The 11228-nt window shown below is 43.3% G+C and carries 13 protein-coding genes; 8 read left to right on the top strand and 5 right to left on the bottom strand.

Annotated elements, in window-relative coordinates:
- Positions 1-38 precede the first annotated feature (38 nt).
- Entirely contained in the window at positions 39-1037 is a 999-nt protein-coding gene (locus ALT761_RS08010) for an oxidoreductase family protein (protein ID WP_129737846.1), read from the top strand.
- On the opposite strand, the gene ALT761_RS08005 is transcribed toward ALT761_RS08010, so the two are convergent.
- On the bottom strand, positions 1034-1612 hold the full coding sequence (locus ALT761_RS08005; RefSeq protein WP_129737845.1) for a TetR/AcrR family transcriptional regulator: 579 nt from the start codon (positions 1610-1612) through the stop codon (positions 1034-1036). The genes ALT761_RS08010 and ALT761_RS08005 overlap by 4 nt on opposite strands.
- A gap of 210 nt (positions 1613-1822) precedes the next feature.
- Between ALT761_RS08005 and ALT761_RS08000 the strand changes: the two genes are divergently transcribed.
- Positions 1823-2596 carry a haloacid dehalogenase type II gene (locus tag ALT761_RS08000; protein WP_129737843.1) on the top strand — a complete coding sequence of 258 codons (774 nt, stop codon included), beginning with the start codon at positions 1823-1825 and terminating at the stop codon, positions 2594-2596.
- Between the two features lie 109 nt (positions 2597-2705).
- On the opposite strand, the gene ALT761_RS07995 is transcribed toward ALT761_RS08000, so the two are convergent.
- Complete coding sequence (locus ALT761_RS07995; protein ID WP_129737841.1) at positions 2706-3164, bottom strand: GNAT family N-acetyltransferase; 459 nt, start codon at positions 3162-3164, stop codon at positions 2706-2708.
- A 165-nt stretch (positions 3165-3329) separates the two neighbouring features.
- Here ALT761_RS07995 and ALT761_RS07990 point away from each other — a divergent pair, with 165 nt between their 5' ends.
- The gene (locus tag ALT761_RS07990) at positions 3330-3551 is read left to right on the top strand and encodes a hypothetical protein (protein WP_129737839.1); all 222 of its coding nucleotides are present in this window, start codon (positions 3330-3332) and stop codon (positions 3549-3551) included.
- Between the two features lie 148 nt (positions 3552-3699).
- On the opposite strand, the gene ALT761_RS07985 is transcribed toward ALT761_RS07990, so the two are convergent.
- A complete protein-coding gene (locus tag ALT761_RS07985; protein ID WP_129737837.1) occupies positions 3700-4602 on the bottom strand; it encodes a LysR family transcriptional regulator in 903 nt (300 codons plus the stop codon).
- Positions 4603-4755: 153 nt separating this feature from the next.
- Between ALT761_RS07985 and ALT761_RS07980 the strand changes: the two genes are divergently transcribed.
- The 4 genes from ALT761_RS07980 to add all read left to right on the top strand — a co-directional run bounded on the left by ALT761_RS07980 (position 4756) and on the right by add (position 8331).
- Entirely contained in the window at positions 4756-5217 is a 462-nt protein-coding gene (locus ALT761_RS07980; protein WP_129737835.1) for a nuclear transport factor 2 family protein, read from the top strand.
- Positions 5218-5228: 11 nt separating this feature from the next.
- On the top strand, positions 5229-5900 hold the full coding sequence (locus tag ALT761_RS07975; protein ID WP_129737833.1) for a glutathione S-transferase: 672 nt from the start codon (positions 5229-5231) through the stop codon (positions 5898-5900).
- A gap of 8 nt (positions 5901-5908) precedes the next feature.
- Positions 5909-6919, top strand: coding sequence for a pyridoxamine 5'-phosphate oxidase family protein (locus ALT761_RS07970; protein WP_129737831.1), 1011 nt, complete (start codon positions 5909-5911; stop codon positions 6917-6919).
- A 404-nt stretch (positions 6920-7323) separates the two neighbouring features.
- Positions 7324-8331 (top strand): adenosine deaminase, encoded by a 1008-nt coding sequence (gene add, locus ALT761_RS07965; protein ID WP_129737829.1) that lies wholly within the window; start codon positions 7324-7326, stop codon positions 8329-8331.
- An 87-nt stretch (positions 8332-8418) separates the two neighbouring features.
- Here the strand turns inward: add and ALT761_RS07960 are convergent, their stop codons facing one another.
- The gene (locus tag ALT761_RS07960; protein WP_129737827.1) at positions 8419-9534 is read right to left on the bottom strand and encodes an MFS transporter; all 1116 of its coding nucleotides are present in this window, start codon (positions 9532-9534) and stop codon (positions 8419-8421) included.
- Between the two features lie 85 nt (positions 9535-9619).
- On the opposite strand from ALT761_RS07960, the gene ALT761_RS07955 reads away from it, so the two are divergent.
- Positions 9620-10561: a LysR family transcriptional regulator gene (locus ALT761_RS07955; protein WP_129737825.1), complete on the top strand. Its 942-nt coding sequence runs from the start codon at positions 9620-9622 to the stop codon at positions 10559-10561.
- A 102-nt stretch (positions 10562-10663) separates the two neighbouring features.
- Here the strand turns inward: ALT761_RS07955 and ALT761_RS07950 are convergent, their stop codons facing one another.
- A complete protein-coding gene (locus ALT761_RS07950; RefSeq protein ID WP_126872174.1) occupies positions 10664-11215 on the bottom strand; it encodes a DUF2058 domain-containing protein in 552 nt (183 codons plus the stop codon).
- Positions 11216-11228 lie beyond the last annotated feature (13 nt).

Genomic DNA, 11228 nt, shown 5'->3' with positions numbered 1-11228 from the left:
AATGGTCATTCATATTGCTGAACAGTGGGAGTAAAACGTTGGATAAAGTTAAACCCAGCTTGATTGATTGGTTAGAAAGAACCACCCAAAAAGAAGTGCGTTCCCCAGTGCTGATTCAGTCACTATGGAGTGGTTATGGCGCATGCTTTCGTGCAACCCTGTTTGATAACGCTAAGAATACTTCAATACCTGTGGTGGCCAAGTGCGTTCAACCCTCTTCACAAATTAGCCACCCAAAAGGATGGCAAACCAATACCAGTCACCTTAGAAAATGCCGATCATTTGACGTAGAGCACTACTTTTACACCCATTTGCAACCTAGCACTACCACAGACTGCTTAACCCCTATGTGCATAGCAGCCGCTAGCGGTGAAAACGATAGCAATGCACATATCTTAGTAATGGACGACCTAGATAACGCGGGATTTACAAAACGTGCCACTTCGCTAAGTGTAAAACAAGCGCAATCGGTATTGCGTTGGCTGGCAGCATTTCATGCTCGCTTCATGGGTATTGTTGACACAAATGTCTGGCCCGAAGGCACTTACTGGCACTTGAGTACACGACAAGATGAATGGCACGCTATGAAAGATGGGCCTTTAAAACGGGAAGCAAGCAGATTGTCGACCCAACTTTCATCAGCACGCTTTCAAACCTTATTACATGGTGATGCCAAGGTTGCCAACTTTTGCTTTACCCCCGACTTTACCCGATGCGGTGGTGTGGATTTTCAATACACTGGATTAGGAGTAGGAATAAAAGACGTTGCTTATTTTATTGGCAGCGCGTTAAGTGAAAGCAATCAACGAACCCACACTACTCAATGTTTGGATTACTATTTCGATTGCCTTAACACTCACCTAATAGACACAAAATACGAATCTCAATATCATCAGATAGAACAGGAGTGGCGAGCGCTATATCCTATTGCCTGCGCTGATTTTAATCGATTTTTAGCCGGTTGGAGCCCTGACCACTGGAAGATTAACGGTGAATTGACTAGGCAAACCGATATCGCCTTAGCGACGTTAATTTAGTGCTTTGTCCAAGGCAACCAGTGTAAAGACAGCCTCAGGCTTTCAAGCACATCGGCCTCGTTTGGTTGCTGATATCCGTAAACCCGAATACCGAAAATAGCCATCATGACCGACGTGGCATACACCTCACTCAGCGCTTCACCGTATTCGCTGGCAATCGCCACTTTGTACTGCGCCTTAGTACGGCTTAAGTAGTCTCCAGCAAGCTTAGCGAGCTTAGGCTCTGTACGCGTAAGTTCTAGTTGGGTTTTAATGATAAAGCAGCTTGCGTAGTCTTTTTGGGTATAGTCTTTCTTCCCTCTTGCTGCCACCATGTCGGTCAACAGCATAACGATGCCCTCACCTGTGCCATGTGACATCGCAAGCTTCATTTTGTCAGCGCTACGCTGTGCGTAACGTTCCAAACTGGCAATAAACAACTGCTCTTTATTGCCAAAACTGTTGTATAAGCTGCCCGGCTTTAATCCTGTGGTAGCGGTAACGTCTTGCATCGACGTGCCATGGTAGCCTTGCTGCCAAAACAGCATAATCGTTTTATCCAATATACTGTCTTTATCAAATTGTGCTTTAGCCATCACAGGTGCCTTTCGTTCGCTTATTTCCTATTTTTTCTATTTACATCATAGCAATTTTGAACAAACACTCAAAAAGTTATTGAACCCTGCTGTAATCTCCTTTATCGTTTTGAACAATCATTCAAAATATGAGCGTCTATTTTTATATCATTGGTAAAACCCATTCTTATTATTCGCTCACTTATCTTGCTCATTAGAAGAGGACACCTTATGAAACGATTTATTACTGCGGTACTACTCACACTGCCGTTATTTTCAAGCTATGCTCAACAGCCTGCAGACAGCAGCATGGAAACGGGTAAGCCATCTGCCCCAAAAGTTATATTCTTCGATGTGAATGAAACCCTGCTAGACCTGACTGCAATGCGAAGCTCAGTGGGAGAAGCATTAGGCGGGCGTAATGAACTACTCCCTTTGTGGTTTTCAACCATGTTGCACCACTCGTTAGTAGATTCCACCACCCAACGTTTTCACACTTTCGGTGAAATTGGTGTGGCGTCATTGCTAATGGTAGCTGAGATAGAAGGTATCTCGCTTACTCAAGAACAAGCGAAAACTGCCATTGTTACCCCACTTCGCAGTTTGCCACCACACCCAGATGTACGTAGTGGTTTACAAGCGTTAAAAGACAAAGGGTATACGCTGGTAAGCTTGACCAACTCTTCAAACAAAGGGGTGTATACCCAGTTTAAAAACGCTGACTTACTGGATTTTTTTGAACACCGCTTAAGTGTTGAAGATATCAACCTATACAAACCTGATCTTCGCACTTACGCATGGGCCGCTGAAAAGATGGGTGTTAAACCCGAAGATGCCATGCTTGTTGCAGCGCACGGTTGGGATATTGCTGGCGCTAAACAAGCTGGTTGGCAGGCCGCCTTTATTGCCCGCCCTGGAAAGGTATTGTATCCACTGGCTATTGCACCAGATTACAACGTAAATGACCTGAACGAATTGGTAGACATGCTACCTAAGCAACAATAATTACCGGTTTTTTTAGGGTGGGTGTTTTACCCACCCTAATTAACTACCCACCTTAATTAACTACCCGCCCTAATTATCTGCCCCCCTAAATACCCAGGCGATACTTGAATCAAACTGCGGCTTTACGCTTCATGTCCACATGGGGGATATCATCTTCCAGATACATGTCAGATGTTTGCACAAAACCAAACTTACGATAAAACGCTAATAAATATTCTTGTGCGCCAATTTCAATGTCTTCATTCGGCCACAGGTTTTCACACTGTTTTATCGCCTCAGTTAACAAGCTTATACCCGCACCATTGCCTCTGAAGTTAGCATGGGTAGCCACTCTGCCAATACTTACCCCAGGATAACTCACCCCCGCAGGTATCAGACGGGCATAAGCGACTAATTTGTCATTAGTAAAGCCCAATAAATGCCGCGTATCGCTATGTCTGTCTTTTTCATCAAGCTCAGGGTATGGGCACGTTTGTTCTACCACAAATACATCAACTCGCAGTTTCATAAGCTCGAACAACTGATGGGTATTGAGCTGACTAAATGTTAATACTTTCCAAGAAATCATAAGACTGGTTATTTACTCTTTATTTATGGGGCTATTTTTATTAAACCTGCATGAAGATAGCACTAAAAAATGCACGGGTGAATCAATGAACCAAATGGAATTTGAACCGTCATAACAAATACCTGTTAGCCACGAGTGTGGCACTTCTGTTCGCAAAGGTAATTTATGTTTAATCGCAAACTCGCATCCCTCGCGGTAGTGGCAACGGTATCGGCGTTTTTATTCGCTTGCACGTCGCAAGATTTGTATGAAGCTACGCAAGAGAACCGTCTTCAAGAGTGCCGTAAACTTTATGGCGCACAACGAGAAGAGTGCGAAGCTCAGTATCAAAAAAGCTATGATACCTACGAACGAGAAAGAAACGAGGTCATTAATGAGGGTAAGTAAAAGAAATGCATCAATCGCTATTCAACGTTTAGGCCCAGCGCTTTTAAAAAGGGTTGTGCAGGGCTCGTATAAACAGCTTGTATGAACAGCTCGAATGAACAACTTGTTAAACGGATTGTCGATCAACTTGTTGAATATTAGCGTGAGATTAAGAATTCAAGTACACATCTTTTGCTAAGGCACTTTTGACATATTCTACGAATTTCTTCACTTTTTCTAGGTTATGACGCCCTTCAAGACTGACTACTTGTATAGGTAACTTTTCATCGTTAAATTCATCTAATATACTGACTAATTCGCCCTTCTCTATTGCATCGGCAACTTGATAAGACATTAGGCGCGTGATGCCTAGCCCAGATTTTGCGGCGCTAATTGTCGAACGATTTTGATTACATTCAAATCTAGGCTGTAAACGGATGGCTACCGTTTTACCATTACGTTTGAAATTCCACACCGGCGGCTCCTTGAAGTCACTCGGGTACAGCAAAGTATGATGTTTTAAATCTTCCGGTGTTTTTAGGTTTGGTGCATTAGCTAAATAGTCTGGCGATGCTACCGTTACCTTTCTTACATACCCCACAGTAGTGGCATATAATCCAGAGTCTTTCGGCTTACTAATTCTTATTGCCACATCAATTTTTGTATCAAGTAAATCAACAATGTTGTCGTACATATAGCCATGCACATTTACTTCAGGAAAGTCTCGTAAAAACTGAGCAATGATAGGTGTAATGTAAAGCTCACCAAATAACACGGGCGCCGTTACACTCAGCGTACCCTTTGGCAATAACTGAACACCCGCAATTGCGGCTTCACTTTGCGCTATATCTGCCAATATTCTTTGCACGTCGTTAAGATATTGTATGCCCGCTTCGGTCAAACGAATACGGCGGGTTGTTCGGTGAAATAACCGCGTGTTCAACTGTGCTTCTAAAGTAGCGATAGCCCGCGTTACCGCCGGAGCCGACATCGACAATTGCTCGGCAGTGCTTACAAAACTGCCAAGCTTGGCTGCTTCCGCAAACACTGACATTGCTTGTATTCTATCCATACCGGGTCGCTTTACTCATTCCTAACGGGATTCACCAACTATTCTACACTTTTATTATTTCAAATAATGAAATTATAAATTTCAAAATCGAGTAATTATTTATTTTTAGCAAGCAATCATACTCACTGCAATATAAATAAACAGGATGAGCTTATGAGACCTCCACTTCCCCCTTTTACCAAAGAAACTGCTATTGAAAAAATTCGCCTGGCTGAAGATGCTTGGAATAGTCGCTCTCCTGTGCGAGTAGCTGCAGCGTACACGGCTGATTGTCAGTGGCGAAATCGTGCGGAGTTTATTACCGGAACGGCTGAAATTGAGGCTTTCTTAACACGAAAATGGGCGCGAGAACTTAACTATAAATTGGTAAAAGCGCTGTGGGCGCATACTGAAAATCGTATTGCTGTTCGCTTTGCTTATGAGTTTCAAGATGAAACAGGTCAATGGTTTAGGGCTTATGGCAACGAAAACTGGGAGTTCAATCCAGAAGGCTTAATGCAGCGCCGCATTGCCAGTATTAATGACCACCCTATTAGTGACAATGAACGAAAACTGACTTGGGAAGGCGATAGCCGGCCAGATGACTTTCCAAGCCTTACAGAACTTGATTTATAAGGAGAATGTTGATGACTTCATTATCGAAAAATGCCTCAAATAGCACAATGAAAGACGCTCCTATTATTCACTACCGAAACCCGAAATCTGGGCATTGTCATAAAGTGGAATTGTTTATGTCGCTGCTTGGTATTAGCTACATTAATCACGAACTTGATATGGTTAACGGTGCACACAAATTGGCCGACTTTATTACCAAGAACCCTTTCGGACAAGTGCCAGTGATTGTTGATGGTGAACACACAGTGTCAGACTCCAACGCTATTATTGTCTATTTAGCAGATACTTACGGCAGTATTTATCCTTGGATGGGGACAACGCCCATTGAAAAGGCCCGTGTACAACGCTGGCTTTCGGTAGCTGCAGGTGAACTCGCCAAAGGCCCGGCCGCACTTCGTCTTGAGTATGTATTTGGTGCCAATATCGATGTAGCCAGCGCATCAGCAATAACTGAAACCTTGCTAAAAGTGATGGAAGATACTTTATCCGGCACCAAATCATACTTGGCTACCGACTCGCTGACGCTTGGGGATATTGCCATGTACAGTTACATAGCCCATGCACCTGAAGGAGGTGTTTCGCTGCAACCCTACCCCGCTATTCGCGCTTGGGTTAACCGTATTGAATCGCTAGCTAATTTTATTCCTATGGCCAGTTCTCCCATAGCGGAATATAGGGTGTAGGATCTGTTATGCACAGCGCTAATACTAGTAATGCGATTGTCTTTCATACTGAGGAATATCGTATTCAGCAACGTTTAGGCATTGCTGAGCGTATGGATGAGCAGATGAAAGGCTTCATACGCCCTTTTATGCCAGCACAGCACCGCGCATTTTTTTGCAGCAGCCCATTCATGATGGCTGGCCTTGTGGATAGCCAGGGGCATCCCTGGGCTATACCACTTTGGGGTGACCATACCACTGTTGACGACCACCACTATATTCAGTCGCCATCACCCACTCAGCTTTCACTTGCCTTAAATGATAATGTAACTTGGTTAATTAATGATGCCGCATTGTTAGATGTCAATACTGGAAGTAAAATTGCGCTACTTGGGTTACAGCTCAGCACTCGTCGCCGCAATAGGCTCAACGGATTAATAATGCACAATCGAGGCGGTGTTATACGCGTGCAAGTAGAGCAAAGTTATGGAAACTGCCCTCAGTATATTCACCCTCGAGATACCTTGCACCGTGATGTTGCACCTACACTGGAAGCCAGCTCAAGCACAAATTCAAATATTCAATATGCACGTTCCAGTGCGCTAACAAATAAAGATGCTTTGCTAATCGCTCGGGCGGATACGTTTTACATTGCCTCAAGGCACAGTGAATTTACCGACGACCCTCGCCACGGAATCGATGTATCACATCGAGGCGGCAAGCCTGGCTTTATTAATGTAGATGAGAGTAGCTTGTTGTTTCCTGACTTTAGTGGAAATAAGTTTTTTAATACCCTAGGCAATATCGAATCAGATGGGCGTGTTGGTTTATGCTTTGTTGATGATAACAATGGGGATATCTTGTTCGTTAATGGCGTAGCATCCATTTTGTGGTCTCACCCAAAACTGGAAGGGTTTGCTGGCGCGGAGCGATTTGTACAAGTATCCATTCAAAACGTTACCCGGGTTTTTAGTATTTACCCCTTCAAGCACCCTATCATTGAGCGGTCAATTCACACTGAGCATACCGGCGTGTGGTGAAATCCCCAGTGTTATAAACCACAACGCTGCACTAACTCGATGCATCTGCCACTTATTGTCGCGTGACGCCATTAGCGCCAAAACGCCTCCTGTGCATTAGACAGCTTATTTACTTATCATTTTCCATTAAACACCTGTACATGAACACGGAATAAAACCGACATTAACCCATTAGTATTAACAACTTACGCTATTTAATTGATTAAAATAACTTTTAACTAAGGCGTGTTTTTTGCATCGCTTTGTCTCTATGTAGCGTTGATTTTATGTAGCGTTAACTTTATGTGGCTTTGACTCTACGTAGCGTTACACATAAACCTACTTCAAACAGCGTCTTAAACTAGCTGTATTTCAGACTGAATGCGTTTTTCGCGCGTTTATCTAAAAAATAACACCGAGGCCATATGCAAGAATTCATACAAAAGATGCCAAAAGCCGAACTACATGTTCATATTGAAGGCACATTAGAGCCAGAGCTAAGCTTTGCTTTAGCACAGAAAAATGGCGTAAAACTGAATGCTGAAACGCCAGAACAAATGGTTGATGCTTATAATTTTCACGACCTTCCCTCTTTTTTAGATATTTATTACGCAGGCATGAGTGTATTAGTTGAAGAAGAAGACTTTTACGCACTAACCATGGCCTACTTTGAAAAAGCAGCGGCGCAGCACATTGTATATGTGGAACTCTTTTTCGATCCACAAGCGCATACTTCCAGGGGTGTCGATTTTGATACAGTCATTGAAGGTATCTATCGAGCACAACAAGATGCAAGTAACAAACTGGGTGTGCAAAGTAATCTTATACTGTGTTTTCTTCGTGATATGTCGGCCGAGTCTGCCATGAAGCATCTAATTATGGCAGAGCCTCATCTAAGTAAACTCATTGGCGTAGGGTTAGATTCAGATGAACACAATAACCCGCCTGCTAAGTTTGCCGAGGTATTTGCTAAAGCCCGTGAGTGGGGATTAAAACTTACGATGCATTGCGATGTGAATCAGCAAAATACCCTAGAACATATTCGCCAAGTACTAGAAGATATAGACGTAGACAGAATAGATCATGGCGTCAATATTTTAGCATCAGACGCGTTATGCGAATTAGTGAAGCAAAAAAATATTGGGTTAACGGTTTGTCCTGTGTCTAATCAATTCGTGGTGCAATCACTTACCTCAGTTGAAATAAAAGCCATGCTTGAACGTGGATTAATGCCAACGATTAACTCAGACGATCCTTCTTATTTCAGAGCGTATTTAAATGAAAACCTTATTGCACTTCAGCAAGAAGGGGGATTTAGCGAAGATGAGCTAACTACGCTAGTGGCAAACAGCTTTAAAGCAAGCTGGCTGAGCACCGCTGAGAAAGCCCAATACTTAGCTGGGCTTAATGATTATTTAGATAAATGTGCGTAACGCGTAAGGTTAAGCGTCACTTACGTAACTCGCTTTTTGCGTAAGTAAACAGTGCTAACACTGTTTACTTACCTTTAAATCACTTAGCTACGCTTTCGATTTTACGACGTAAATCGAGCAAAGAATTGCAATTGCCCCACACACTGTGAATACACCACTATCTGCTACAGGTAAAAACTCAAGCGCCGACGTTAAAAACTGCCCAGAGAATACCGCCATGGCAAACCACGCTAAATTACGCCCCATATTCGTCTCACTGCTGCGCTCAACAGTGGTATGGTTGAGTAAGGGTATAGAAAACCCAAAGCCCGTGCCTGCAAATATAGATGCTACAACGAGTAAACTTGTAGTCTCAGCAATCGCAAAGATTGCGTGTGCTGCCGCGAAACTTATAAAGGCTAAAAATAAGGTGAGTTTCTCTGATTTAGCATGGACTACCTGCGGCATAACCAGTGCAGATAAAACAGCCATGAATGAGATAAAAGACAGTAAATAGCCCGTTTCGGCTTCGCTGTAGCCTAACTCCCCAAGATGACCAGGTAGTGTTATAAACATACTAAAGAACAGCGACATGGCTAATACGGCATTAATCAAGACAGACCGTAAATTTTCATTAACTTGACCACCTTCGCCAATAGTCACAGGCTGGTTTTCAGGCTCATCACGCGGGATGCTTATTGCGGTCAGCACCAAACAAATTAATGCCAGCCCGTAAAGCAAGAATGGCGCTCGCCAATCAATTTCACTTAGCAAACCACCTAAAAACAGTATTATTACGCCGCCTAACTCAATGGCCATGCCTTGTTTAGCAATAACAGACAGCCTAGCTTTACCATGATACCACTGTGAAATAATCGCTGTGCCTGACGCCATGACTCCAGCGGCAAAGCCACCGAGTAAAATTCGGTCGATACTTACCCATAAAGGCCCGTATACCCAAATACCACCAATACCTAATAGTAAGTACCCCCACAAGGCTATGACTAAGGTTTTGCGCGCCCCAATGCTGTCAATGAGCTTTCCAAAAAAAGAGGCGAATAGGATAGCGCCTAATGCTGGCAAGGTGATAAGTAAGGGTGCAAATTTACTCACACCTAAGGCAGGTGCAATGGAGTTTAACCCGGGCGCTAATACTGCTCCAACCATAATGGTCAACATTGAAATCACCAATAAAGTGATTTCGCCTAAACGTGATAATTGCATAAAACCCCAATGAAACTAAATTAACTCGGCTTGTATTTTACGCCTTGGCAAGCTATCCGTTAAATGATAATTTTAGGTGCTTTTAATGCATATTCAGCATCAATCTAACTCTGTGGGCCAAACGTTCATGAACCTAAAACACATGTACACCTTTGTTGAAGTAGCCCAATGCAAAAGTTTTTCATTAGCTGCTACGCGTTTACACACGGTTCAAAGTGCAGTTAGTCGCCATATTCATGCACTAGAGTCGTCCCTAAACGTTAAACTTTTTGAGCGTACTACGCGTTATGTGGAGTTAACCGCGCCTGGAAAAGTATTTCTTCGTCATGTTGAAGATATTTTAGCCCATTACCAACAAGCACAATATGAAACCCAAAGTGTTGCCAACGGTAGACAGGGGTTACTGCGTATTGGTTACTTAAGCTCAGCATGCGCACATTTTATGCCCGAATTATTAAATCGCTTCTCACGAAGTGAGCCACTCATCGATGTGCAAATATTTGAAATGACAGCTGCGCAACAGCTCGAAGCTTTTAGTGAAGGAAGAATAGATGTCGGTTTTTCACGGCCTATCGATGGCGGCTATAGTGGCCTCATCAATCAACATCATTTAACTGATGATCCTATTGTTCTTGTAGTGTCTGTAGCGCATCCATTATCGAAAAATAGCAGCGTGAATTTGGCTGATTTAGCGCCTTATCCGCTCACGTTATTTGCCCGAGACCAAGCATCTAGCTTATTTGACACCATTATTAGTGCATTCCACCGCGAGAAAGTACAACCGCAAGTAACTAACGAGCCTAGTAGTATGCAAGCCCTACTGACCCACATCGCCAGTACGCGAAATATAGCTTTAGTACCCAGCTGTATTAAAAATTTACAGACAGAGGGTTGTGTTTTTATTCCGCTTACTAAGACACCTACAATGTCTTTGTCCGTGCCCTTAGAAATGCATTGGCAGGATAACGACGTACAGGTGACTAAAACATGGTTAAATTGGTGTGCTCATCAAACGCTAGCCTTTTAGTAATAGGCGAGAAAATTGAATAGCGAAGAGAATGGAATATAAATCAGGAAAGAAGAAGGGAAGAAAAAAGGCGTGAAAAAGACTTTCACGCCACAGAAGTTCTTACCACGTAAGATCATCTGGAATGTCGTAGTCGGCATACCAATCATCTTGTGCTTCTTCTTTACCATCGCTATCGCTGGTGTCTAAATCTGCACGGTAAATAATGAAGCTATCGTCACGCTGCGCAATTTTATCGGCTACAGGCGTAGGCACTAGCTCGTAGGCGTCACCTAAGATAACCACGGTTAAGCGGCCTTTGGTGACTTGTTTGTGCATTTCAGCGCTCACGTACATACGCTTCACTACATTGTCATGAGTGAAATTCAGTACGGTATCGCCTTTACGCGGCTGTTTGTTCACATCAATGAGTTGCTTCACTTGTGCAATGACAGAGCGCTTCTCACGCTCTTGCTGTTGCAACTGATTTAACTCACGTGAACGGGCTTTCTTTTCTTCAGCGGCTTTTTGAGCAGCAATAGTTGCTTCGTCCACCACACCCTGGTTGTTCTTTGTCTTTTGCTTATTCTTTTTGCGCTTTTCAGCACGCGCCTGCTTAGCAGAACCTTTGTCTGCTATGCCGGCTTTTAATAACTGTTCCTGTAACGAGGCCATATACTAAATCTCT

The sequence above is a fragment of the Alteromonas sp. 76-1 genome, assembly GCF_900654235.1.
Lineage (GTDB): Bacteria > Pseudomonadota > Gammaproteobacteria > Enterobacterales > Alteromonadaceae > Alteromonas > Alteromonas naphthalenivorans.
Note: the sequence above shows the minus strand (reverse complement) of the source record. Positions and strands in the feature narration are given on the sequence as shown.

What these genes read in the sequence shown, in the direction of transcription:
- ALT761_RS07995 (WP_129737841.1), bottom strand. Translation starts at nt 3,164, where the DNA reads ATGATTTCTTGGAAAGTATTAACATTTAGTCAGCTCAATACCCATCAG.
- ALT761_RS07960 (WP_129737827.1), bottom strand. Translation starts at nt 9,534, where the DNA reads ATGCAATTATCACGTTTAGGCGAAATCACTTTATTGGTGATTTCAATG.
- ALT761_RS08000 (WP_129737843.1), top strand. Translation starts at nt 1,823, where the DNA reads ATGAAACGATTTATTACTGCGGTACTACTCACACTGCCGTTATTTTCA.
- ALT761_RS08005 (WP_129737845.1), bottom strand. Translation starts at nt 1,612, where the DNA reads ATGGCTAAAGCACAATTTGATAAAGACAGTATATTGGATAAAACGATT.
- ALT761_RS07950 (WP_126872174.1), bottom strand. Translation starts at nt 11,215, where the DNA reads ATGGCCTCGTTACAGGAACAGTTATTAAAAGCCGGCATAGCAGACAAA.
- ALT761_RS07990 (WP_129737839.1), top strand. Translation starts at nt 3,330, where the DNA reads ATGTTTAATCGCAAACTCGCATCCCTCGCGGTAGTGGCAACGGTATCG.
- ALT761_RS07985 (WP_129737837.1), bottom strand. Translation starts at nt 4,602, where the DNA reads ATGGATAGAATACAAGCAATGTCAGTGTTTGCGGAAGCAGCCAAGCTT.
- ALT761_RS07955 (WP_129737825.1), top strand. Translation starts at nt 9,620, where the DNA reads ATGCATATTCAGCATCAATCTAACTCTGTGGGCCAAACGTTCATGAAC.
- ALT761_RS07970 (WP_129737831.1), top strand. Translation starts at nt 5,909, where the DNA reads ATGCACAGCGCTAATACTAGTAATGCGATTGTCTTTCATACTGAGGAA.
- ALT761_RS07975 (WP_129737833.1), top strand. Translation starts at nt 5,229, where the DNA reads ATGACTTCATTATCGAAAAATGCCTCAAATAGCACAATGAAAGACGCT.
- add (WP_129737829.1), top strand. Translation starts at nt 7,324, where the DNA reads ATGCAAGAATTCATACAAAAGATGCCAAAAGCCGAACTACATGTTCAT.
- ALT761_RS07980 (WP_129737835.1), top strand. Translation starts at nt 4,756, where the DNA reads ATGAGACCTCCACTTCCCCCTTTTACCAAAGAAACTGCTATTGAAAAA.